A 23149-nucleotide genomic window follows, 5' to 3' on the forward strand; every position below is an offset into this window, starting at 1 on the left:
CGTATTCTCCAATCGATTAAAAAGTCAGGACCAGCGGCGGAAAATCAACGAGGTGTTGACGCCGCCAAAGGCAAAGTTGTTGTTCATCACGTAATCGTGGTGCATCTGGCGAAACCCACCTTGCAGGTAATCCAGCTCACCGCATTGCGGGTCGACTGAGTCCAGGTTGAAGGTGTGCACGTACTGGTCGCGGTTCATCATCTCGATGCTGAACCACGACTCCAACGCCCCGCATGCGCCCAGGGTGTGGCCGAGGAAACTTTTTTGCGAGCTGATCGGCATACGGGGGCCGAACAGACTGCTGGTGGCCAGGGTTTCGGCGATGTCGCCCTGGTCGGTGGCGGTGCCGTGGCCATTCACGTAGCCGATGGCGGACGGCTCAAGCCCGGCATCTTCGAGGGCCAGCTCCATGGCGCGGCGCATGGTTTTCTGTTCCGGACGGGTGGTGTGTTGGCCATCGGCGTTGCTGCCGAAGCCGACAAGCTCTGCGTGGATATGCGCACCACGGGCCAGGGCATGCTCCAACTCTTCCAGCACCAGCATGCCGCCGCCTTCGCCGATCACCAGGCCATCGCGGCCGCTGTCGTAGGGGCGTGGGCTGGTCTGCGGTGCGTCGTTTTTCAGGCTGGTGGCGTAGAGCGCGTCGAACACCATGGCTTCGGTGGGGCACAGTTCCTCGGCGCCACCGGCGAGCATCAGCGGCAGGCGGCCGAACTTGATCGCCTCGTAGGCGTAACCGATGCCCTGGCTGCCGCTGGTGCAGGCGCTGGAGGTGGGGATCAAACGTCCGGTCAGGCCAAAAAAGATGCTGATATTCGCCGCCGTGGTGTGCGGCATCATGCGCACATACGAGTTGGCGTTGAGCCCCTCGGCCACCGAGTTGAGCAACATATTGCCGAAGGCCTTGATCTCGTCGGTGCTGCCGGTGGACGAACCACAGGCCACGCCCATGCGCCCGTCCTTGATCGACTCGTCACCGAGCAAGCCGGCGTCCTGCAACGCCCGCTCCGCCGCCCACACCGCCAAGCGCGAGACACGGCCCATGCTGCGCAGTTGCTTGCGCGTCCAGTGCGCGGGCACCACGAAATCATCGATCGGCCCGGCCAGGCGCGTGTTCAGCTCGGTAAACCGGTCCCACTCGTCCATGCGTCGAATGCCACTGCGGTTGGCGCGAAAGTTGGCCGAGATGGTGGCCCAATCGCCGCCCAGGGAGGTGATGCCGGCCATGCCGGTGACGACCACGCGTTTCATCAGCACAGGCCCCCATTCACCGCCAACACCTGGCGAGTGATATAGCCGGCTTCGGCCGACATCAGGAAATTCACCGCACCGGCGACTTCTTCCGGGGTGCCCATGCGCTGCGCCGGGATCATCTTCATCAGTTCTTCCACCGGTACGTTTTCATCCAGCATCGCGGTATCGATCAAGCCGGGTGCTACGCAGTTGACGGTGATCTTGCGCTTGCCCAGTTCGATGGCCAGGGCCTTGGCGGCGCCGATCAGGCCGGCTTTGGAGGCGCTGTAGTTGACCTGGCCACGGTTGCCGATCAGCCCGGAAACCGACGTGATGCACACGATACGCCCTGCGGCACGACGCCGAATCATCGGCATCATCACCGGGTGCAGTACGTTGTAGAAACCGTCCAGGTTGGTGCGCATCACCACGTCCCAATCGTCGTCCGACAAGGCCGGGAACGCGCCGTCGCGGGTCAGGCCGGCGTTGAGCACTACGCCGTAGTAGGCGCCATGTTGCTCCACATCAGCCTCAAGGATTTCTCTGCAAAGGGCGCGATCCGCCACGTCGAATTGCAGCACCCGCGCCTGGCGTCCCAGGGCCTCGATTTCGACCTGTACCGCGTCGGCTTCGGCGCGCCCACTGCGGCAGTGCAGCACGATGTCATGCCCGGCCTGGGCCAGGCGCAGTGCGATGGCGCGGCCGATGCCACGGCTGGAGCCGGTGACCAGTACGGATTCAGTCATGACGTTTGGTCCTTCGATTCAGCTAAATAGTTGGCCGCCTGGGGCGGTCGAAATACGTTCAAGCGCGCACTGGCCTGGATACCGCTGCCGGTGAGGTGGCATTCGAACACACCCATGCCGTTGTCGTCTTCCAGGGAGCGCAGGCCGTGGATGGTCAGCTCGGCGCCGGCGGGAAAGTGCGCCACGTTGCACTCGAACTTGCGGGTGCCCAGCAGGAAGCCCAGTGCCACGGCTTCGCCTTTGCGGCGCGCATGGCAACCGGCGTAGGCGGCGACACTTTGCGCCATCAACTCGATGCCGACCCATGCCGGCAGGCTGCCGTCGGCGGCGTTGAACAGGCCGCCGGGCTTGATGGTGGTGCGGGTGCGGATCTGCTCTTCATCGAACGACAGCACCTGGTCGATCAGGATCATGTCGCCCGCATGGGGCAGCAGTTCGGCGAGTGGCCAATCGATCATGGGGCCTCTCCGATAATCAGGCTGACATTATTGCCGCCGAAGGCAAACGAGTTGCTCATCAGGCAGGGTTTTTCCAGGGTGTCGCCCAGGCGCGCCCAGTGCAAGGCGGGCAGCGCAGGGTCGGGCTCGCCGTCCCACACGTGGGGCGGCACCCGGCCGTGGGCCAGGCTCAGCCAGCAGAACGCCGCCTCCAAGGCACCGGCCGCGCCCAGGGTATGGCCGCTCATGGGTTTGGTCGATGAGCAGGCCACGCCGTCGGGGAACAGGCTGGCGACGGCCAGGCTTTCCATGGCGTCGTTGTGCTGGGTGGCGGTACCGTGCAGGTTCAGGTAGCCGATCTGCCCAGGCACCCGGTTCGCGCAGGCCAAGGCCTTGCGCATCGCCTGCAACGCGCCCTTGCCGGTGGGCTCGGGCGCGGAAATATGGTGAGCGTCACAGCTGGCGCCACCGCCCAGCAAGGCCACGGGCGCCGGCTCGCGGCTCATCAGAAACAGGACCGCCGCTTCGCCGATATTGATGCCATCGCGGTTCGCCGAAAATGGATTGCAGCGCGTGTTAGAGACCGCATCCAGTGCGGTAAACCCGTTCAGCGTGAGCTTGCACAGGCTGTCGACGCCGCCGCAGATCACCGCGTCGCACACGCCCAGGTCGAGCAGGCGCTGGGCGCTCATCAAGGCACGGGCGCTGGAGGTGCAGGCGGTGGAGATCACATAGGCCGGACCGCTCAGTTGCAGCCAGTCGGCGAGGAAGTTCGCCGGGGCGCTGAGTTCCTGTTGCTGGTAATCGTAGCCGCCAGGGAACCGCTGTTCCCGCAGGTACTGGGCGATGCCGCGACTGGCTTCGTCGATGCCCGAGGTGCTGGTGCCCAATACGACGCCGACCCGCGAGGCACCGTAGGTGTGGATGGCCTGGCGAATCTGGCCCTCGATCTGCAGCGCAGCCTCCAGCAGCAACTGGTTATTGCGGCTGCTCTGCTGGCCAAGCTCCGGCGGGATGGTCGCCAGTTTGCCGTGCACGCCGGCCACCGGCAGCACGCGCTCCGGCACCCAGCCACTTTCGGCGCGCATGCCCGAGCAATCGCCGGCAAACAGGCTGCGGCTGACATCCGCCTGGCCACGGCCGAGTGCGCAGATCACCCCAAGGGCATTGAGGTACGCGGTCATCGGCTGGCCCCAAGCGGTGTAATGCGATAGCGCAAGGGCTGCCCGGTCATGTTCACGCTGAACACTTCTGAGGATTGGTAAACGATCTGCCAATGGCCCGGCAACGTACGCGTCAGGTCCATCGCCTGGGCGCTGGGGTAAAGCGCGCGTACCTCATCCGCCGAGGTCAGGGCAAACAGCAGCGCGGCGAACAGCTCGCGTGCCTGGGGGTTGGGCGGCAGCAAACCGTCTGCTTGCCACTGGCCATCGACCAGCTTCTGCCGGGCCTGGGGGATGCCCAACGGGTCCATCATCGACCAGCGGACCGCGCCATCTTCGCGCTGGATCACCAGCAGCCAGTCCTGGCTCTGGCCGTCCGCCAGGCGCTGCACATGCAATTGCATCGGCAAGGCCAGGGCCGGTGTTCTTTGCGGCAGAGGCGGCTGGCTGGCGCAGGCGCTCAGCAGCAACAGGCAACCGAGCAGCAACCCGCGAGTCATGGTGCGGCGCTCCGCAGGGGTTTGCGCGCTACGCAGTTGACCAGGGTTTCCTCACGCTGGCCCACCGGTTTTGGCTGACGCAGGCCCCAGCGCTCGAGCAGGCCGAAATCGGTGGCGCGGCTCCACCACAGATACGGGTATGAGACGTTCTGCGCGGCGAACTCAAAGCCCTGCTCGCGGAGCATCTGCAGGTACGCTTCGGCGCTTTTCTGCACATGCATGGGGTGACGGAACAGCCAGCGAATCACCCAGGTGTCGATATAGGCTTCGGTGGACTCGGCAAACAGCAAGTAGCCGCCGGGCTTGAGCACCCGGTAGAACTCCTGCAATGCGCGGTGCTGCTCGACCAGGTGGTGGAAGGTCTGGTGACAGAACACAATGTCGACGCTGGCATCGGGCAGGTCCAAGGTGGCGCAATCGCTGCCGATCAGCTCGACGGCCAGGTGTTGGCGGGTCGCTTCCTCCCGGCTCATCTCCAGGCTGTGCGGGTCGGCGTCCACGCCGATCAGGCGCCCAGGCGCGAACACCTGCTGCAGCAGCTTGAAGGACTTGCCCTGGCCGCATCCGGCGTCCAGCAGCACCGGCGCGTCTGGCAGGGGCTCGCTGAACAGGCTGCGCAGGTCGTTGATCGCCACGCGCAACACATGATGCTGCCAGGTGTGGCTGCGCAGGAACCAGAATCCGAATCGGGTTTCTTCGACGTAGTTTTTACTCAGGTACCGGGACGTCATACCGGTTCACTCGCACAAATCTGCGACAACATCCGCAGCCGCCGCTTGGGCTCGCTGACGAACGGATTGCGTTCGTCCCAGGCGTAGCCGGCGAGGATCGAGCTGATCATGGTCTTGATCTCTGGTGAGCCGCCTATATGGAAAATCACGTCCTGGAAGGTGCCCGCGTACCAGCCTTCGACGTAGCAGCGGAAGGTGTCGACGCCGCGTTTCAACGGCTCGGCAAACTCGGTTTGCCAGTCCACGGTTTCGCCTTTGAGCTGACGGTCCAGCAGGCCCGCGGCCATGCTCGCCGAACGCATGGCGATGGTCACGCCGGACGAGAACACCGGGTCGAGGAATTCCGCCGCATTGCCCAGCAGCGCGAAGCCCGGGCCATGCAGGGTTTTGACGTTGGCCGAGTAGCCGCCGATGGTGCGCGCCGGGGTGTCCCACACAGCATTTTGCAGCACGCCGGCCAGGCTCGGGGTTTCGTCGATAAAACCGCGCAGGCAGGCGTCGAGGTCGGTGTCACGACCGTCGAAATGCTCCTTGGCCGCGACCACCCCCACCGAGCAGCGGCCGTTGCTGAACGGGATGGTCCAGAACCAGATATCGCGCTTCGTCGGGTGAGTGGTGACAAGAATCTTGCTGCGATCGAAGCCCGGGTGTTCGATGCGGTCTTCAATGTGGGTGAACACCGCCTGGCGTACCGGGAAGTTCGACGGCGCTTCCAGGTCCAGCAGGCGCGGCAGCACGCGGCCGTAACCGCTGGCGTCGAGCACGAACTTGGCCTTGAGGTGGTACTCGCTGCCGTTCTCACGGCGCACGTGCAGGTAGCGGGTTTCGCCCTTGAGGTCCACGCCGACGATGGTCTGGCCGTAGCGAATCTCCACGCCTTGCAGCGCGGCCTGGTCGGCCAGCAACTTGTCGAACTCACCGCGCTGCACCTGGAAGGTCGTCGGCTTGCCGTTACTGAAGGTGTCGCTGAAATCAAAGGCGTTGTAACGCTCGCCCCAGGCGAACGCCGCGCCGGTTTTTACCTGGAAGCCCGCCGCCTGCACAGCGTCGAGCATGCCCGCTTCTTCGATAAAGTCGATGCAGTGGGACAGCAGGCTTTCGCCGATCGAGAAACGCGGGAAATGCTGGCGCTCGATGATCAATACATCATGCCCTTTACGCTTGAGCAGCGCGGCGGCGATGGCGCCGGACGGACCGGCACCGATCACCACGACCTGGCGGCGTTCCATTTCAACTATGGGCACGAGGGCTCCTTGCCGCATGGGCGATAATCAGATTCATAAGGCGTGTTTGCGATGACCGGCCCAGGGCGCCAGCATAAAGCTGAACGCCAGGCCCAGGCTCACCGATAAACCGAAGTTACTCACCGCCGGGGTAGTGGACACCGCCAGCAGGCCGAACGACAACCACGTCGTCAGCGCCGCCAGCAGCGTCCCCAACAGGCTGACAGCAGCGCCGCCAATCTGTTCACGCATCAGGATCGCGTAGTCGACGCTGATCGCCGTGACCAGCAGTAAACCGAACAGGCTGAACAACGTCAGCGGCTGGCCCAGCCAACCCAGGCTCGCCAGGCTGCACAGCGCGGCCAGCAAGGGCAGGGCAACGATGCGCAAGGCGCCGCTGAAGCCAAACGGCAGAATCAACAGCAGCACGATCAACCCACACGACATCAGTTTCAATTCGGCGGCGCTGATCTGCGTGGCGGCGAAGACGCGGTTCAAATCACCGAGGCGATCGACCAACTGCACGCCGGGCAAGTCCACCGCCTGCACGCGCAGCAGCGCCGGGTTGTTCAAACCTTGCAGGCTGACCATTGCCGCCACGCCGCCGTCCACCGGGCCGAGCCACAGCGTGCGCCAGGGTTCGGCCAACGGACCTGCCAGCGCGGCGTCGATGTCTTCGGTGGGCAACGCTTGCAGATGTGCGACTTCGGCTTGCAGGGCGCTGGCCGGTACGCCGAGGTCCAGCAACGGCTGCCAATGCGGCGCGAGTGTGTTCAGGGCATCGCGCAGCTGTTGCTGCTCGGCCGGCAGGTTGACCAGTTGAGTGAGCGCCAGGTAACCCTGGAGCTTATCCATGTTCACCAATTGATCCAGGCGCTGGCCCAAGGCACGTTGGCGCTCCAGCAACTGTTGCGGGTTCTCGGCGCGCACCAGGAAGAACTGGCTGGTGGGCTGGAACCCGGTAATGCGCGCCACGGCCTGGGCTTCTTGCAGCAATTGCGGCGGTGCGCCGATCCACTGGCGGATATCGTTTTTGCTGTTCAACTGCCACAGGCCACCGGCGCAGAACAGCAGCACCAGCGCCAGCAACACCGGGCTGGGGACGCGCTTGAGTAAGGCCTCACGCAGCAACCACAGGCATTCGGCGATACGCAACGGCCATTGTGCCGGGCGCAGTTCGACACCCTTGAGCAGCGCCGGCAACAGGCACACGGCGCACAGGTAGGCACCGGCCAGGCCGGCGGCGGAGAACACGGCGATTTGTGTCAGCGCCGGGAACGGCGTCCAGGCCAGCGCCAGGTAACCGATGCAACTGGTGGCCAGGCTCAGGCTCAGCCCCGGCAGGGTCAGGCGCAACGCCGGCCAACTGCGCCACGGCTTGAGGCTCCAGCTTTTCGACAGGTAGTGCAGCGGGTAATCCACCGCCACGCCGATCAGGCTGGAACCCAGCACCAGGGTCATCACATGCATATGGCCGAACAGCGCCACGCAGGCCACCGCGCCAAACAGCATGCCCACCAGCACCGGCACGAAGGCCAGCAACACCCGCCAGCGGCGGAACGCCAGCAGCAGCAATACCAGGATGCCCACGGTCGCGCCGCCGCCGACCCAGGTCATTTCCCGGGTCGCCTGCCGCTGACCGTTGGCCGCGTAGAGCAAACCGCTGGCCGCCAGCAGCTGTGCGCCTTGCTGGCCGGCTTGTTCGCGACTGGCCTGAAGCAAATCCGCCACCTGCAGCGGCAGTTTCATATCGAAGGCATTGCCGGTGGTGCGCGCGCGCAACAGCACCCAGCTTTTGCCGTCGGCATCGGCGATCAATGCACCGCTGCCGATATCCAACTGCACCGCGCCGCGTTGCGGCTGGCTGTTCTGGATGCGCCCGGTCAGGCCCAGCCAGTCCTCCTGGCTCGGCACCAGGCTGAAGCCGGTGAAGGGGTCGAACAATGACTGTACGCGTTGCTGGATAAACGCGTCGGGCTGTTCGATCAGTTGCTCGCGGTCCTTGGCCGAGAGCATTGCCAGGCGGCCGCGCAGCAATTGTTCGCGCAGTGCCGGCAGGTCGGCCTGCAGGTTCCACTGCACCTTTTCAAACACGCCACTGGCCTGCCAGCGCTCACCCAGTTGTTGCGCCACGGCCACCGCTTGCTGGCGGTCGGTGTGCCCCACCAGCACCAGCATCTCGCGGTTGAGCGGCTCCTGCATGCGCTGTTCGGCCAGCAGCTCCAGGGCATCCGGCGTGCTGCCCGGCACCAGCTCCATCAGGTTGGCCGACAGCGGCGCGCCATGGCGCCATTGCCAGCCGGCCAGGGCCAGCACCGCCACCAGCAGGATCAGAAACAGGCGCGGCAACAAGCGCTCACTGGGCAAAGTCGTGTTGCTCCGCTTCACTTAACGGTTGCTCGGCGGTGCTGTCCTGCATGCGCAACAGGGTGCTGTCGCCCTGGGTTTCCAGCAGTTCGATACTGTGCACCAGCGCGCCACCGTCGATATTGATCTGGTTGAACACCTGTTTGAGCAACATCGAACGCGGGATCAGCGTGAGCTTCCACTGCGTGGCCTCGCCCTGCAGTTGCAGTTCGAAGTCACGCTGCAAGCCGCTGCTGTCGCCCTGCAGCACGGCGAGGAACAAACGATTCTGCTCGGCCCCGGCGCTCTTGTTCGGCAGCAGTTGCCAGCCGTTGGCGTCACGGCGGGCGATACCCTGGGCGCTGATGCGGTAGTCCTGTTGCAACGGTGTCTTGAGCAACCACAGCAGGCCGTGGTCCTTGGCGAGGACAAAGGTGCCCTTGCTGACCAGCGGCTGCGGTAGCGCGCGCAGGTGTTTTTCCTGGGTGAAGCTGCCGTGGATGACGCTGGGTTTGGCTAACTGGTCGCTCAGTTGTTGCAGGTCGAAAGCCTGGGCTTGAAGTGACAGCAGCAGTGCGCCGAGGAAGGTGATCAATTTCATGACAAGGCCCTTTCGACGGCATCGATGAACACTTTGGGCGAGGCCAACTGCATCTCGCGGCTGGCGATCTCGACCGCCACTTGCACGGTGCTGGCGCGGGTCAAGCGTTCGCCGCTGGCCAGGTCCGTAATCAGGTAGTTGACCTTCAAGCGGTTCTCCCACTCCACCAGACTGGCGCGCACGTTGATCGTCTGGCCGAAGGTGGCGCCGCGCACGTAGCGCAGTTGCATGTCGATCACCGGCCAGGCGTAGCCGGCTTCGAGCATCGCCGTGTAGTTGTGGCCGATCTTGTCCAGCAGCGCGCAGCGCGCCACTTCCAGGTATTTCACGTAATGCCCGTGCCACACCACGTTCATGGTGTCGATATCAAAAAACGGCACGAGGATTTCGGTGTCGCTGTGCAATACGCCTTGGCTACGCATGCAGCCTCCAGTGTTGGTCGGCGATGCGTTGCAGGCACAGGCGCAGTTCGCCTTCCAGGGCGCGGTCTTCGATCACCGGTGGGAAATCCTTGGCCAGTGCTGCGTGCATTGCGGCCAGTGCGGGCGGTAACGGGCGCGCGTCCTCGGCCTGGGCGCGTAGCCACACACCCTGGTTGGCGGCGAGCAAGGTGGCGGCGGCGACCTGCTCGGTCAACTCCAGCACGCGGATCGCATCGCGGGCGGCGATGGTGCCCATGCTGACTTTGTCCTGGTTATGGCACTCGGTGGAGCGCGAGAACACGCTGGCCGGCATGGTGTTTTTAAGGGCTTCGGCAGTCCAGGCACTGGTGCCGATCTGCACGGCCTTGAAGCCGTGGTTGATCATTGCGCGGTCGGCCGGGGCGCCCGACAGGTTGCTCGGCAGGCCGTGGTTGTAGCGCACGTCCACCAGCAGCGCGAGCTGGCGATCCAGCAGGTCGGCGACGTTCGCCACCAGGGTCTTGAGGCTGTCCATGGCAAAGGCGATATGCCCACCGTAGAAGTGCCCGCCGTGCAGCACGCGCTCTTCTTCAGCGTCGATGATCGGGTTGTCGTTGGCGCTGTTCAATTCGATCTCAATGAAGGACCGCAGCCAGTTCAGGCTGTCAGCCAGCACACCGAGCACGTGGGGCGCGCAGCGCAGCGAGTAGCGGTCCTGCAAGCGGTGCAGCGGCGCGGTGGGCGCGTCGATGGCCAGGTCCTGGCGCAGCCACGCGGCGACTTGCATCTGCCCCGGGTGCGGCTTGGCGGCGAACAGGCGTTCGTCGAAATGTTCCGGGTTGCCTTGCAGCGCCACCACGTTGAGCGCGGTGATGCGTGTGGCCAGTTGCAGCAGGTAATCGGCGCGGGCGAAGGCCAGGCAGGCGAGGCCGGTCATTACGGCGGTGCCATTCATCAGCGCGAGGGCTTCCTTGGGGCGCAATACCAGCGGCGTCCAGCCGAGTTCACGGTGCACATCCGCGGCTTGGCGGCGCTCGCCACGGAACATCACTTCGCGCTCGCCGGACAGTGTCGCGGCCACATAGGACAGCGGCGTCAAATCACCGCTGGCACCCACCGAGCCCTCTTCCGGGATCAGCGGCAGTACATCATGCTCAAGGAAGGCATGCAGACGCTCCAGCAGTTCCACGCGCACCCCGGACACGCCGTGGCACAGCGACTGCAACCGCGCGGCGAGCACGGCGCGGGTGGCTTGGGCATCGAGCAGCTTGCCCAACCCGCAGCCGTGGAAGGTGTACAGGTGACGCGGCAACGCTTCGACGTGCTGCAACGGCACCGCCACCACGCACGAGTCGCCGTAGCCGGTGGTCACGCCGTAGATCACGCCTTCCTTGTCCAGCAGTGAGTCGAGGAACTGCGCGCCCTTGGCAATGCGCTGGCGATACGCGGCATCGCCCTGCAACTGCGTGGGCGCCTGACGGTTGGCCAGGGCCAGCACGTCTTCGATGCGCAGAGGGCGTTCGCCAAAGGTTACCGGCTCAAGATGCGTCGTCATCGGTCTTCCAGAAAGGGTAAAAGTTGAACCATTGTTGAGGCGCTTGCAGGCAGAACTGGCCCAGGCGAGCGGCGTAGCGCGCGGTCCACTGAGCGATCACCTGTTCGCGGGTGCTGCGCTTCCATTCGATCGATTCGGCAAACGGCTCGATGGTCAGGTGATAACGGCCCTGCCGCTTGAGGCACATCAGCAGGTTCACCGGGCATTTGAGCAGGCCGGCGAGCAGCCACGGCCCTTGGGGGAACGCCGCAGCATGCCCGAGGAAATCCACGCGCACCGTGCGACCGCCATGCAGCGGCACGCGGTCACCGGCAATCGCCAGCCATTCGCCGTCGTCCAGGCGCTGGCTGAGCAGCAGCATGGTGGCCGGGTCCAGCTCGCTGACCTGGATCAGGCGTAAATGGGTCGCGCCGGCTTCACCGAGCAAGCGGTTGAACCGTTCGGCATGCTTGGTGTGCACCAACACATTCATGGTCACTTGTTCGCCGATCTCCGCCAGCGCACGACACACTTCGAGATTGCCCAGGTGTGCGCCGACCAGCATCTGCCCGCGCCCGCCACGCAGTTGCCCGCGCAATTTGGCCGGGTCGTTGATTTCGATCTGCTCGATGCGCAGCTTGCCGTTCCATACGTCGAGCTTGTCGAGCAGGGTGTCGGCGAAGGCCATGAACTGGCCGAAGACTTTGCGCTGGTTCGGGCGCAGCTCGTCGCGCCCGCTCCACTCGGCCAGGCGCCGCTGGTAGTCCCAGGCGCTCTGGCGCGCGGCACGGCCGAACAGGAAAAAGTACAGCACGATGCCATACAGCACCGGGCTCAGCAGCCGGCGGCCGAGGACCTTGGCGGCCACGGCGGTGAGCTTCATCAGCAGGTAGCTGCCGCGTTCTTCGCGGTCGGCCCAGTGCTTGGTGCTGTCGTTCATGCCTGCCACCGTCGCCACAGGATCATCGGCGCGCGGATCAGCATGCCGAAGAACAGCCGAGTGTGCATGGCCGAGATGCGTACGTTGTCGCGCAACAGCCGGAAATGCGACAGGCCGTCGGCGGGGTAGTGCACCTGCGTCGGCAGCCAGCGCATCGGCTGATTGCGCCAGGCCAGGCGTACCAGAATGTCCGAGTCGAAGTCCATGCGCGTGCCGATGTAGGCCGAGTCCATCAGCGCCAGCACCGGCACCAGCGGGTACACGCGAAAGCCGCACATCGAGTCGCGGATCTGCAGCGAAAGCGTGTTGATCCACACCCACACGTGGGTCAGGTAGCGCGCGTACAGGCGGCCTTTGGGCACGCTGTCGTCGTATTCGGGATAGCCGCAGATGATCGCGTCGGCGTGCCGGCGCGAGGTGTCGATAAAGGTCTCGACTTCGCGCAGGTCATGCTGGCCGTCGGCGTCCACTTGCAAGGCATGGCTGTAGCCCAGGCGCGCCGCTTCGCGAAAACCGGCCATTACGGCGGCGCCCTTGCCTTGGTTGTGGGGCAGGGTCAGCAGGGTGACGTTATCCAGGGTTGCCAGTTGCGCCAACACCGCCGCGCACGCCGGGCTGCTGCCGTCGTCCACCAGCAGGCACGGCAAGCCACTGGTCAACAGGCTGCTGACCACGGCGGGCACGGCGGCCTCGTGGTTGTAGACCGGGATCAGGGCGCAGGGGTTATGCATGATGGACCTTCTCAAGATTACCGCTCACCTTGTGGCGAGGCAGCTTGCTCCCGCCGGGCTGCGCAGCAGCCCCCATGCAGGCGACCGAAATACTCTTGGGAAGATGCAGTGCCTGGGTTGGGAGTGCTGCGCACTCCAGCGGGAGCAAGCTCCCTCGCCACAAGAGCTTATGCATGCGCGGTCACCAATTGGATCCGGCCACTGGAGCAGGCGGCAACGCCGTTGCGGTAGGCGAAATACAACTTGCCGCGTTCGCGGTCGAAGCGCAGGTGCAGTTCAACGGTGTCGCCGGGGCGCACCAGTTGCTGGAACTTGAGCACTTCCATGCCGGCAAAGGTCGTGGGCAGATCAAGCAGTTGCTGGCCCAGGTTGAACGCCCATTCCACCTGCACCACGCCCGGCAGCACCGGGGTGACCGGGAAGTGCCCGCTGAAGTAGGCCAGGTCCGGCGGAACGCTGAGTTGCAAGGTCCATTCGCCATCGGTTTCGGCCTGCTCCAGCACTTCCGGCGCCTTGGGCCGTGGTGCCAGCAACAGGGCTTCGATATCGGCCTGGGGCAGTTTGCCCTGGGCATTCAGCGGCAGTTGGCGCAGCAGACGCCAGCGACGCGGCAGCGCCAGGGCTTCGCAATGTTGGCTCAGGTGCTGGCGCAGGGACTGGGTGAGGCTGCGCCGGCCCTGGTTGCGCAGCGCATGCAGGCCTGCGGCGCTCAATACCACCAGCGCACCGAGGGAGGCGCGGTTTTCCTGCACCACGCCCAGGCGCGTTTCAGCGACCCACGGGTGAGTCATCAGCGCCTGTTCGAGCATGGGCAGGGAGATGCGTTTTTCTTCCAGCTTGACGATGCGATCCAGGCGGCCGAGCAGTTCGAAGCGGCCATCGGCATGGATGCGCGCCGCATCGGCAGTGTGCTCGATATGCCCGGCGGGCAGGTAGGGCGAAGCGATGCGCAGGGCGCCGTCGGCATCCTGGCTCAGTTGCACATCGGCAAACGGCTGCCAGGGTTGCGCGCCTTGGCGCCAGGCGATACCGCCAGTTTCCGAGCTGCCGAGGATTTCCGTCGGCCATTGGTGCAAGCGATCATACAAGCTGCCGGCCGCTTCGATCGGCAGCGCGCCACCGGAGGAAAACACCCGTGACACCTGGCTCAGCGCGGGCCAGTCGAGGTTGTCGCCCATGCGCTTGAGCAGCGCCGGGCTCGCCACCCAGGCGAACTGCGCGTGCTCGCGGCTGGCGCGTTGCAAATCTTCGGGGAAGGCCAGTTGCTTGCGCACGAAGGTGCGCCCGGCACATAGCGGCCACAGCACGCGGAACAGCAGACCATAGATATGCTGGGTGGCGACACTGCCGATGATGCACGCATCCTTGAGGTCGGCGCCCCACAGCGTCTCAAGGGCTTGAACTTCGTTGGCCAACTGGCGCAGGGTCTTGTCGATGCGCTTGGGTTCGCCGCTGGAGCCGGACGTACACAGGCTTAGTTGGCAAGTGTCGAGGTCGAGCGCGGCCGGGCTCAAGGGGGCTTGATACAACACCTCCAGGTCTGCCGTTTCCGTCAACCAGGCGTCGACGGCATCGGCCCAGCGTTGGCGGGTTTGCGCTTGCAAATCGGCGGGCAGCAGCACGCTGACCCCGGCCCGCCAGGCCCCCAGCAGGGCGATCGCCAGGCTGCCGGCATCTTCCAGGTACACCGCCAGGCGCTGAATGCCGCGCGCTTGCAGGCCGGCCGCCAGGCTCAGGGAATATTCCCACAGCTGGGCGTGATTCATCGCAGGCTCGGTCGTGACCCTGCGTTGTTGCAGCGGCTCAAGCAGCAGGTGCTCAAGTTTCAACCCATTCATACGCGGCCTCGAACCCTTTGTCGTACCAGCCATTCCACGGCAAACAACAGCCCCATCAGCCCGTAGGCGATCAGGCCGTTGTACAACGTCCACCAGCTCAGCGGCGCCCACAGGGTCAGGGCGGCGGCGAGCAGGCCATTACACAGAAAAAATACGCTCCACACCACGGTGACCCGGCGCGTATACACCACCGCATTCGCAGGCAGGTTCGGTTCAGTCATGCGGGCCAGGCGTTCGACCATCGGCGGGCCGTATTTCAGGCTCAGCCCAAACAGCGCCAACATGAACGCACTGACCAGGCTCGGGTACCAGCGCAGCAGATGCGGGTTATCGAACCAGGCCAGCAACAGGCAGAACACGATCACCGCCAACGCCATCCAGCGGCTGCCGGGGCGGCGTGCGCCGGTGAAGGCGCGCAACAGCCACAGGCTGCCCAGCAACAGGCCGAATTGCCATGGCGCAAAGTGTTCGGTGCCGTAATACACCGCAAAGGGGTACAACAGCCCCGCCAACAACAGGCCAAGGCCGATCAGCCGGCTCATGCGGCGGGCTGGACCAGACGGTACACCGCCTCAACCACGTCGTTCACAGTGCGCACCGCCTTGAACTCTTCGGCGGCGATTTTCTTGCCGGTCTGGCGCTTGATATGGTCGATCAGGTCCACGGCATCGATGCTGTCGATTTCCAGGTCCTGGTACAGGTTGGCGTCAAGGGTGACGCGCTCCTGGGGCAGTTCAAACAGTTCCACCAAGGCATCGCGCAGGGTGTTGAAAATATCGTCACGAGTTTGCATGGTCCGGTCTCAAGCTGCCTGTCTGGCCGTGACGAACGCCGCAAGGCTGGCCACGTTGGTGAAGTGATTGCGTGTGTCCTTGGCGTCGGCATCGATCTTGATGCCGTACGTTTTCTGGATTGCCAGGCCCAGTTCCAGGGCGTCTACCGAATCCAGGCCCAGGCCTTCGCCGAACAGGGTCTGCTCGCTGCCGATGTCGTCGGGGCTGATGTCCTCCAGGCCCAGGGCCTCGATGATCAGCGTCTTTATGTCGTGCTCAAGGCAGTGTTGGTCGCTCATCTTCGGCGAGCTCCTTAATAAAATAGTCATGCAGGTAATCGTTGAGCTTGCGTGAGGCCTGGGGCGCGGGCCCCAGTGTTGCGAACGCCTGTGGTTCTATATCGGCACCCACGCGCAAACTGAAGTGAAAACGGCGTTTGGGGATGCGATACCAGGGTTCGGCCTTGGTCAGCGTGGTGGGGCTGACCTTGATCACCACGGGGGTGATGATTGTCGCACCCCGCAGTGCAATGGCGGCGCCACCGCGATGAAAGGCAGGCGCCGCGCCGGGTGTGGTGCGAGTGCCTTCGGGGAAAATGATCAAGGTCTGGCCCGCGCGCAGGGCGTCTGCAGCGGCATCGAGCATGTCCGCGCTGCCGTCATTGCTGATGTAGCCTGCGTCGCGCACCGGGCCACGCATGAATGGGTTTTGAAACAGGCTCTGCTTGACCACGCAGTTGGTCTGGCGCATCAGGCCGATCAGGAACACGACGTCGATCAGCGATGGATGGTTGGCGATGATCATCTGGCCGGGGCGACCGAGCTTTTGCGCGCCTTCAACGCTGTAGGTCAGCACACCGGCACGAAACATCATGCGGATAAAGAACCAGAACAGTTTGCTGATGGTGTGGCGGACACGCCGTTGATGTTTTTCCGCGCTGCCCGGCAGGCAACTGAGTAATGGAAATACCAGCAAACGCAGGCACAGCCCACCGAAGCCGAACAGCGTGAAGCTGGCGGCGGTGGCGAACAGGCGCCAGTAATAGGCGTCCCGTGGTTTGTCGGTCAGGCCTTGCGTTGCCAGTTCCATACGCGGTTCTTCCAGGCATGTTGGCAGGCGCCCTGTTCGGTGAGCAGGGTGCGCAGCAGGTTCAGGGCGTGGGGCCACTGGGTTCGAGTGGGTTGGACAGTGCCGGGGGTGAGTTCCAGTTGCCACTCGTCGCCTGATGTCAGCAGCAGGCCAAGGGCGTAGGGAAAGGGCACATCGACGATCCAGTTGGCATAGGCTTCGGGTGGTTGTTCTTCGGTGATCACCAGCAATACCGCGGGCGCGCCTTCGTTGAGCAGCGCCGCGGCCTCAAGCACGCCGTGTTCCAGGCCGTCGCCGGCGGCGGCGAGGGCGGTCATTTCGCTGGTTTCATTGCGCAGGATCGACCACAGGCCAATCACCGCGTTGTGCACCGACAGGCTGAACTGGGTCGGCGACAACGGCTGGTCGTTGGCCAGATCGCTGAGGATGTCGAGGGTGCGCGGGGTTTCGCCATGCCGGGAAATAAACACCAGCGGCAGATCCGCCAAGCCCTCGGCCAGCGGCCAGCCCACGCTGAAGGCCATGCGCGCCAGACGGCTCAGGCGGCGGCGCTGCATGGCTGGCAAGAACGACACGTCGGGCGAGGCTTCGCTGGCGGGCAGCGACACCGGGGCCTGGCACCAGGCGTGCCAGTCGTCCGCACTCTCCAGGCCAGGGGCCCAGGCGCGCCATTGGGCGATGTTGAAGTTGATCACTGAGAAGTTATCCCGCCCCTGCGGGCTTCCATGTGCAGCGTTTGGCCCCGAATACCGGGACAGGGAGCAATCGCCGAATGGCGCGCATTATCCCGGTGCCGTGGGGTTCTAGCAAACTTTGGTAAATAATTGTTCACGGCTGATTACAAAATAGTGGGAGGAATTTACAGATTGTCCTTTACCCAAGGTCGGGTTGGATTGTCGGACCGTTCCTGTTCACCTGTACGTGACCTGACTTTATTGCAGCGATGCATCGATGAACGAGGTAGCTAACAGGCGCTTTTGCCCTCTACACTCGGATAATTATTGATACACGGAGGTTTTTCCATGCGGCGTGTGGTGTTCAATCAGAAAGGCGGCGTGGGCAAGTCCAGCATCGCCTGCAACCTGGCGGCGGTCAGCGCCAGCGAAGGCTATCGAACCCTGTTGGTGGACCTCGATGCACAAGCCAATTCTACCCAGTACCTCACCGGGTTGACCGGCGACGACATCCCCATGGGGATCGCGGATTTTTTCAAGCAAACCCTGTCTTCCGGGCCGTTTTCGAAGAAGAACAAGGTGGATATCTACGAAACGCCGTTCGATAACCTGCATGTGATTACCGCCACGGCGGAATTGGCCGACCTGCAACCCAAGCTTGAGGCCAAGCACAAGATCAACAAGCTGCGAAAGCTGCTCGATGAGCTGGGCGAGGATTACGACCGAATCTATCTGGACACGCCTCCAGCGTTGAATTTTTATGCGGTTTCGGCGTTGATTGCCGCTGATCGCGTGTTGATCCCCTTTGATTGCGACAGTTTCTCGCGCCAGGCGCTGTATGGCCTGCTGGCGGAAATCGAAGAGTTGAAGGACGACCATAACGAAGGCCTGGAAGTGGAAGGCATCGTGGTCAACCAGTTCCAGGCCCGTGCGAGCCTGCCGCAACAGATACTCGATGAACTGATTGCCGAAGGCCTGCCGGTGTTGCCGGTGTACCTGGCCAGTTCGGTGCGCATGCGCGAGTCGCACCAGGAGAGCAAGCCGCTGATTCACCTGGACCCGCGACACAAGCTGACGCAGCAGTTTGTCGAATTGCATAACTTGCTGGAAAACGGCTGATTTTGCCGACGACACAAAAAACTGTGGGGGGGGGCTTGTATGGCGTTCCAGCAGGGGAAATGGATTTGTCCCACAGAAGCTGTAGGAAGGGTCTGGCAATGGACCTTGTGCCTTGTCTCTATGCCTACAGCTAAGCCAGAATCGGCCGGCTTGTGCGTCCGGATGGGCTTCTCTTAAGGTTCTCCGGTCACTGAATGTTCAGTGATCGGGTTTAGTAGCCCGTGGTGAGACGTACAGCAAATCATCGGTAATTGATGGTGGCTGTACGGAGGGCGCTTTCGAGCGCGCCGGTTGCGTCTCCCCGGTCTACTAACCTGCGTACAGCTGCCACCCTCCGTTTAGTAGCGGGCTGGTTGCGGCTCCCTTACTCGGAGACGATTCATGGTTAATATTTATACCGTTACACCCAACCTCCCCACCGAAACCCTCATCCTCAACAGTTACGAAACCTTCTCCTCCGTCCGCACCCTCTTGCTCCGCCTGTCCAACGACCTCACCGGTGAACACCGCGATGTGGCCTTGGCCATCCACCAATTGAGTGAGCTGGGCATCATGCTCGTCGGCCAGGTGATGGACCGCGAAACGCCGCTATCCCCACGGTAAAACGCGGTTAAAAATGTGGGAGGGGGCTTGCTCCCGATGGCAGAGTGTCAGGCACTTATGTGTCACTGATACACCGCCATCGGGAGCAAGCCCCCTCCCACACTGTCCGGTGGTGCTTTCCTGATCGGTTACACGCCCTGGCTACGCAACCAACTCATCAACTGCGGCAACGGAAACGCCCCGCTCTGGCGTGCCACTTCGCGGCCATTCTTGAACAGAATCAAACTCGGGATCGACCGAATCCCCAACTGCGCCGACAACTGCTGGTTGGCCTCACTGTCGAGCTTGGCCAGCCGGCACTTGCCCGCAAGCTGCCCAGCCGCCTGTTCAAACACTGGGGCAAACGACTTGCACGGCCCGCACCAGTCGGCCCACACATCCACCAGCAACGGCAGGTCGCCCTTGATCTGGCTGGCGTAGTCGCCTTGTTTCAATTCAAAAGGTTTGTTCAGCAACACGGGTTGCTTGCAACGCCCGCACTTGGGCGCGTCACCCAAACGTTCGTCGGGGATGCGGTTGAGGCCGTTGCAGTGAGGGCAGGGGATTACAAGAGGTTCGGACATCCGGGGCTCCTGGGGGTGGCCAATGGATTCAATCTGGAGTCGACAACAAGATTTATCAAGATCAGATCAAAAGGATGAAGCATGAACGACGATCTAAAACTGGCTATTGAATACTGGCCCTTTGTTTCTCCGTTGTTAAGCAGGCCTCGAACTGAGCACGACTATGACGCTTTGGTCGCGGCACTCGATAAATTACTGGATATCGTGGGCGAAGACGAAGCTCACCCACTAATGGGTCTGGTGGATATTATTGGTGACTGGATTGAAGGCTACGATCATGAGCACTGGCCGATGCCGGTTGCCAGTGGTGTCGATGTGTTGCGTTCAATGATGCGAGAGCACGGTCTGACCCAGAGCGATTTGCCGGGAGTTGCTCCGCAGTCTGCTGTTTCTGAAATCCTTAGCGGTAAACGTCGACTCAACCTGCATCAGATTCACTGGCTGGCTGAGCGCTTTGGAGTGTCAGTGGAAACCTTTATCTAGATGAGGCGCCTGTGAATAAATAAACACAGGCGTCGTCCACTACCCCTGCGTTATCGATCTGTGTATTGGAAAGCACCGCCTCGTACTCAAAACCGCAACGTTGCGCCACCTTGAACGGTTTTAAAGTTATCCACAGCCGTTTGCATATTGGCGCGGGCATCTTCCAAGCGGTTGCTGCCGTTGGCCCACGCCAGAAAGTCGGTATGGGGCTGGCTGAAGTAGACGATCAGCCGGTGCATGTCAGCGGCTTTATCCAGCACCGGCGCCAGGAGGCGCAAGCGGGTGTCGCTTATTAGTTTTGTCGGGATGTCGGAACATTTCATGGTGCGGCTCCTTGCGAAGGACAATTCGATACACCGGGGTGAATAAAATTGAGCAGTAGGAGCCCCAGTGCGCATACACCCAGGACAAGCATCAATATAAAAAATAATGACGCATGCATCTGAGCACCCAACCCTGTGGTCAATCCAGCGGTGGCGACTGTGACGCTTCCAAACACAGCCGAGGCTCCAGCTTGCTGCGAAGGTGCTACGTCTAGTGCACGGGCAATGGTTAACGGCAGCAGAATGCAAAAGGCGAAACTGGTCGACGCAGCGGCAAACAGGTACAGGCTCAAATCGTATTGAAACCATGCCGCAACCATTCCTATGGCACCTAGGCCCTGAACGAGCAAGCCCACTTTGAGACGCTGCGCCTCGGTAAAATACGCGACCGCTTTGCCTGCGGCAAAAAATGCCGAAGCAACCAGCGCTGCCCAGGCTGAAAGGATCGCCCCAATGGTCGATGTAGATAACTGAAATACACCGTCAAGGATGAATGCCTTGCTGAGGTTTAACGGGGTAAAGGCGCTTTGAATCAATATGCCCATCAGCAATGCGCTGACGAACCTCGACTGCCTCCAAAGGGCGGTAGCTGCAGTTGAGCCGAGTGGATTCCTGGGCTCTTCTGTGCGCTGGAAGAAAAGCCAGAGGCTGACAACTAGAAGCCCTCCCGCCAGCGTGCCCATTACCCCTCTCCAACCCCAGGCTGAGGCTGAAAGCATCAGTACCAGCGGACCCAACGCAGCAAGTACGCTGATGCCGGCGTACAGGTAAGCCGTCGTACTTTGAAATTTCGTCTGACCCAGGTGCTGGTGAAGCCATAAGCGCGAGGCTGTAGTTGCCAGGGCGTTGGCCGCAAACATTGCAATAAGGGCGATTGAAAGCATCGAGCGGCTTGCGGTGAAAGTCGTCGCCAAGCATAAAAGCGCAACCAGTGTTGAGCCGGTGGCTAGACTGAGTGAGGCGCCTGCTCGGTTGATTAAAGGCGTTGAGAGCCACTGACTCAAGGCGAAAACAGCGAGGCAAAGAGCGAGCATGCTTTGAAAGTAAGCCGCCGACACATTCAGGTCTTGGGCTATAAACGGGGAAAGAGGGACCAAAGCATCGAATACAACAGCGCTGATCAGTGTTCTGGCCATTACTACTTTAAGGGCTGTTGTCACTGGGTGATGCTCCAATCCCTCCGTGTCATTGCTACGTGTTCACTGCGCGTAGAGTAGTGATTGGCTCGTTAGCCTCAGCTCTGGCCTGGCTGCCTTCGAGCCATAGCGTTATCACTTCCCTGTGCTGTGGGTATCGCTCGATCAAAAACAGCTCAAGTTCCTTCCAAGCGCGCTGCTCCAGCCAATGGTTGACTTGGGACAGCTCGCGATGAGGAAAGGACAGGTCCATATGTAGACGAACAGCGGAATATTTATCGGGTGTAGCGTGATCGCACACCGATTCCAGGTTCGGAACATCGACGCCCATGACGCACCTCCGTATTTCATATCTGCTTAAGGTTTGTTGCGTGGTTGCAACAAGGCGACCTTAAGGCGAAGCGATGTTCAATGATGTCAGGCGCGTCCGGTTTTTATTTCTGGATATTTCCCGTCACGACGAACAACTAATCTCCAAATGCTTGCCCCAATCCGGCGGCCGCTGTGCGTATTGCTCCATTCCCGCTTGTTCCTCAAACGGCTTGGAAAGGACCTCATGCAACCGCCGCACTTCGCTGTAATCGCCTGACTCAGCAGCGGTGATAGCGTTCTGTGCCAGGTAGTTGCGCAGGATGTACAACGGGTTGACCGCGTGCATCCGCTCACGGCGCTGCACTTCGCTGTATTCCCCGTCCCGTGCGACACGTTCCTTGTACTGCTCGGCCCAGGCATCAAACCCGGCCCTATCGACAAAGTCATCGCGCAGCCGTGCCACGGCCAACGCCGCCGATTCATCCCCCAAACGGCGGAAGAACAGCGTGTAATCCACGCCACTGTTCTGCATCAGCTTGAGCAGGCGCTCCACCAATTTCTGGTCGTCTTCTTCGGCCGTGGTCAGCCCCAGGCGGCGGCGCATCAGGTCCAGGTAGTGGGCCTGGTAGAACGGCAGGTACAGGCCAAGGGCGTCCTTCAAGGCGTCGACGCTGATAAACGGCGTGAGCGCCTGGGCCAACGCGCTGAGGTTCCATTGGCCGATGGGCACCTGGTTGCTGAAGGAGTAACGCCCCTCGTGATCCGAATGGTTGCAGATGAAGTGCGCGTCGAAATCATCCAGAAACGCATACGGCCCGTAGTCGAAGGTGATGCCGAGGATCGACATGTTGTCGGTGTTCATCACGCCATGGCAGAAACCGTAGGCCTGCCACTTGGCGATCAGTTCGGCGTTGCGCTCGACGATTTCGCGGAACATCGCCAGATACGGCTCGGGCTGTTCGCGGCATTCGGGGTAATGCAGGTTCAAGACGTGTTCGGCCAGTTCGGCCTGCTGTTCGGATTTCTTGGTGTAGTAAAAATATTCGAAATGTCCGAAGCGGATATGGCTGGGCGCCAGGCGCAACACCATCGCGCCGCGCTCCTGTTTCTCGCGCCATACCGGCGTGCTGGAGCCGATCACGCACAAGGCGCGGCTGGTGGGAATACCCAGCGCATGCAGCGCTTCGGAGGCGAGGAATTCACGAATCGAAGAGCGCAACACCGCGCGGCCATCGCCCATCCGCGAGTACGGGGTCATCCCGGCGCCCTTGAGGTGCAGGTCCCAATGTTCGCCGGCTTCGTTATACACCTCGCCCAGCAGCAACCCACGGCCATCGCCGAGTTGCGGCGTGTAGCCGCCGAATTGATGCCCGGAATAGACCATCGCGCGCGGCTCGGCTTCGGCCCACAGTTTGTGACCGCCAAACAGCTCGGCGAATACCGGCGTTTCAGCCACCGCCGGGTCGAGGTCGAGCAGGGCCATGGCGGCCTCGCTCGCCACGACAAGGCGCGGCTCATCGAGGGGGTCGGGCAGGACGTGGGTTGAGAACGCGTCGCCCAGGCGTGCGAAGCGGTTGTCGAAGGTCAGTTCGTCGAGGGCTTTCACCGGCCATCTCCAGCAGAATGTCCGAGCATTCTGCTGGGGATAGG

General features: G+C 62.5%; 27 protein-coding genes. 3 read left to right on the forward strand and 24 right to left on the reverse strand.

The features are described 5' to 3' along the window. Positions 1 to 24 precede the first annotated feature (24 nt). The 19 genes from PSH66_RS02280 to PSH66_RS02370 all read right to left on the reverse strand — a co-directional run bounded on the left by PSH66_RS02280 (position 25) and on the right by PSH66_RS02370 (position 16981). Positions 25 to 1251 carry a beta-ketoacyl-ACP synthase gene (locus tag PSH66_RS02280; protein WP_305428300.1) on the reverse strand — a complete coding sequence of 409 codons (1227 nt, stop codon included), beginning with the start codon at positions 1249 to 1251 and terminating at the stop codon, positions 25 to 27. Next, positions 1251 to 1979: a 3-ketoacyl-ACP reductase FabG2 gene (locus tag PSH66_RS02285; RefSeq protein WP_003171236.1), complete on the reverse strand. Its 729-nt coding sequence runs from the start codon at positions 1977 to 1979 to the stop codon at positions 1251 to 1253. Before PSH66_RS02285 ends, PSH66_RS02280 begins: the two co-directional genes overlap by 1 nt. Further along, positions 1976 to 2437, reverse strand: coding sequence for a hotdog family protein (locus tag PSH66_RS02290; RefSeq protein WP_003171237.1), 462 nt, complete (start codon positions 2435 to 2437; stop codon positions 1976 to 1978). The genes PSH66_RS02285 and PSH66_RS02290 overlap by 4 nt, the downstream gene beginning before the upstream one ends. Further along, positions 2434 to 3600, reverse strand: coding sequence for a beta-ketoacyl-[acyl-carrier-protein] synthase family protein (locus PSH66_RS02295; protein WP_003171238.1), 1167 nt, complete (start codon positions 3598 to 3600; stop codon positions 2434 to 2436). The genes PSH66_RS02290 and PSH66_RS02295 overlap by 4 nt, the downstream gene beginning before the upstream one ends. Then, a complete protein-coding gene (locus PSH66_RS02300; RefSeq protein WP_003171239.1) occupies positions 3597 to 4079 on the reverse strand; it encodes a hypothetical protein in 483 nt (160 codons plus the stop codon). The genes PSH66_RS02295 and PSH66_RS02300 overlap by 4 nt, the downstream gene beginning before the upstream one ends. Further along, positions 4076 to 4810 carry a class I SAM-dependent methyltransferase gene (locus tag PSH66_RS02305; protein ID WP_003171240.1) on the reverse strand — a complete coding sequence of 245 codons (735 nt, stop codon included), beginning with the start codon at positions 4808 to 4810 and terminating at the stop codon, positions 4076 to 4078. Before PSH66_RS02305 ends, PSH66_RS02300 begins: the two co-directional genes overlap by 4 nt. Next, complete coding sequence (locus PSH66_RS02310; RefSeq protein ID WP_078823001.1) at positions 4807 to 6054, reverse strand: NAD(P)/FAD-dependent oxidoreductase; 1248 nt, start codon at positions 6052 to 6054, stop codon at positions 4807 to 4809. Before PSH66_RS02310 ends, PSH66_RS02305 begins: the two co-directional genes overlap by 4 nt. A gap of 33 nt (positions 6055 to 6087) precedes the next feature. Next, entirely contained in the window at positions 6088 to 8400 is a 2313-nt protein-coding gene (locus tag PSH66_RS02315; protein WP_042944071.1) for an MMPL family transporter, read from the reverse strand. After that, a complete protein-coding gene (locus tag PSH66_RS02320) occupies positions 8390 to 8980 on the reverse strand; it encodes an outer membrane lipoprotein carrier protein LolA (protein WP_003171243.1) in 591 nt (196 codons plus the stop codon). Before PSH66_RS02320 ends, PSH66_RS02315 begins: the two co-directional genes overlap by 11 nt. Further along, positions 8977 to 9402 (reverse strand): thioesterase family protein, encoded by a 426-nt coding sequence (locus tag PSH66_RS02325; RefSeq protein WP_003171244.1) that lies wholly within the window; start codon positions 9400 to 9402, stop codon positions 8977 to 8979. The genes PSH66_RS02320 and PSH66_RS02325 overlap by 4 nt, the downstream gene beginning before the upstream one ends. Further along, positions 9395 to 10936 (reverse strand): histidine ammonia-lyase, encoded by a 1542-nt coding sequence (gene hutH / locus PSH66_RS02330; protein ID WP_305428301.1) that lies wholly within the window; start codon positions 10934 to 10936, stop codon positions 9395 to 9397. Before hutH ends, PSH66_RS02325 begins: the two co-directional genes overlap by 8 nt. Then, positions 10920 to 11855 carry a glycosyl transferase gene (locus tag PSH66_RS02335; protein ID WP_305428302.1) on the reverse strand — a complete coding sequence of 312 codons (936 nt, stop codon included), beginning with the start codon at positions 11853 to 11855 and terminating at the stop codon, positions 10920 to 10922. Before PSH66_RS02335 ends, hutH begins: the two co-directional genes overlap by 17 nt. Continuing rightward, positions 11852 to 12586: a glycosyltransferase family 2 protein gene (locus tag PSH66_RS02340; RefSeq protein WP_003171249.1), complete on the reverse strand. Its 735-nt coding sequence runs from the start codon at positions 12584 to 12586 to the stop codon at positions 11852 to 11854. Before PSH66_RS02340 ends, PSH66_RS02335 begins: the two co-directional genes overlap by 4 nt. A 167-nt stretch (positions 12587 to 12753) precedes the next feature. Beyond that, positions 12754 to 14424, reverse strand: a complete 1671-nt coding sequence (locus PSH66_RS02345) for an acyl-CoA synthetase family protein (RefSeq protein ID WP_003171250.1) — start codon at positions 14422 to 14424, stop codon at positions 12754 to 12756. Further along, a complete protein-coding gene (locus PSH66_RS02350) occupies positions 14421 to 14966 on the reverse strand; it encodes a hypothetical protein (protein ID WP_003171251.1) in 546 nt (181 codons plus the stop codon). Before PSH66_RS02350 ends, PSH66_RS02345 begins: the two co-directional genes overlap by 4 nt. Then, the gene (locus PSH66_RS02355) at positions 14963 to 15217 is read right to left on the reverse strand and encodes an acyl carrier protein (protein WP_003171252.1); all 255 of its coding nucleotides are present in this window, start codon (positions 15215 to 15217) and stop codon (positions 14963 to 14965) included. The genes PSH66_RS02350 and PSH66_RS02355 overlap by 4 nt, the downstream gene beginning before the upstream one ends. Positions 15218 to 15226: 9 nt before the next feature. Further along, positions 15227 to 15496: a phosphopantetheine-binding protein gene (locus PSH66_RS02360; RefSeq protein ID WP_305428303.1), complete on the reverse strand. Its 270-nt coding sequence runs from the start codon at positions 15494 to 15496 to the stop codon at positions 15227 to 15229. Next, positions 15474 to 16286: a 1-acyl-sn-glycerol-3-phosphate acyltransferase gene (locus tag PSH66_RS02365; protein ID WP_305428304.1), complete on the reverse strand. Its 813-nt coding sequence runs from the start codon at positions 16284 to 16286 to the stop codon at positions 15474 to 15476. Before PSH66_RS02365 ends, PSH66_RS02360 begins: the two co-directional genes overlap by 23 nt. Further along, complete coding sequence (locus PSH66_RS02370) at positions 16262 to 16981, reverse strand: beta-ketoacyl synthase chain length factor (protein WP_003171255.1); 720 nt, start codon at positions 16979 to 16981, stop codon at positions 16262 to 16264. Before PSH66_RS02370 ends, PSH66_RS02365 begins: the two co-directional genes overlap by 25 nt. Before the next feature lie 327 nt (positions 16982 to 17308). Between PSH66_RS02370 and PSH66_RS02375 the strand changes: the two genes are divergently transcribed. Together PSH66_RS02375 and PSH66_RS02380 are read left to right on the forward strand one after the other, a co-directional pair. Then, positions 17309 to 18079, forward strand: a complete 771-nt coding sequence (locus PSH66_RS02375) for a ParA family protein (RefSeq protein WP_003171256.1) — start codon at positions 17309 to 17311, stop codon at positions 18077 to 18079. 381 nt (positions 18080 to 18460) lie between these two features. Continuing rightward, complete coding sequence (locus PSH66_RS02380) at positions 18461 to 18682, forward strand: DUF6124 family protein (protein WP_305428305.1); 222 nt, start codon at positions 18461 to 18463, stop codon at positions 18680 to 18682. A gap of 128 nt (positions 18683 to 18810) precedes the next feature. Here PSH66_RS02380 and trxC read toward each other — a convergent pair whose 3' ends face one another. Beyond that, positions 18811 to 19245, reverse strand: a complete 435-nt coding sequence (trxC, locus tag PSH66_RS02385; RefSeq protein ID WP_078731264.1) for a thioredoxin TrxC — start codon at positions 19243 to 19245, stop codon at positions 18811 to 18813. An 81-nt stretch (positions 19246 to 19326) separates the two neighbouring features. Between trxC and PSH66_RS02390 the strand changes: the two genes are divergently transcribed. Next, a complete protein-coding gene (locus PSH66_RS02390) occupies positions 19327 to 19728 on the forward strand; it encodes a type II toxin-antitoxin system HigA family antitoxin (protein ID WP_003171259.1) in 402 nt (133 codons plus the stop codon). An 86-nt stretch (positions 19729 to 19814) separates the two neighbouring features. Here the strand turns inward: PSH66_RS02390 and PSH66_RS02395 are convergent, their stop codons facing one another. The 4 genes from PSH66_RS02395 to selO all read right to left on the reverse strand — a co-directional run bounded on the left by PSH66_RS02395 (position 19815) and on the right by selO (position 23105). After that, positions 19815 to 20051: a hypothetical protein gene (locus PSH66_RS02395; RefSeq protein ID WP_305428306.1), complete on the reverse strand. Its 237-nt coding sequence runs from the start codon at positions 20049 to 20051 to the stop codon at positions 19815 to 19817. Then, the gene (locus PSH66_RS02400; RefSeq protein WP_305428307.1) at positions 20048 to 21211 is read right to left on the reverse strand and encodes an MFS transporter; all 1164 of its coding nucleotides are present in this window, start codon (positions 21209 to 21211) and stop codon (positions 20048 to 20050) included. The genes PSH66_RS02395 and PSH66_RS02400 overlap by 4 nt, the downstream gene beginning before the upstream one ends. Positions 21212 to 21242: 31 nt before the next feature. Beyond that, entirely contained in the window at positions 21243 to 21518 is a 276-nt protein-coding gene (locus tag PSH66_RS02405) for a hypothetical protein (protein WP_141063058.1), read from the reverse strand. A 123-nt stretch (positions 21519 to 21641) separates the two neighbouring features. Then, the gene (selO, locus tag PSH66_RS02410) at positions 21642 to 23105 is read right to left on the reverse strand and encodes a protein adenylyltransferase SelO (RefSeq protein ID WP_305428308.1); all 1464 of its coding nucleotides are present in this window, start codon (positions 23103 to 23105) and stop codon (positions 21642 to 21644) included. Positions 23106 to 23149: the final 44 nt, after the last annotated feature.

It is taken from the genome of Pseudomonas sp. FP597, assembly GCF_030687435.1.
Taxonomy (GTDB): Bacteria; Pseudomonadota; Gammaproteobacteria; order Pseudomonadales; family Pseudomonadaceae; genus Aquipseudomonas; species Aquipseudomonas lactucae.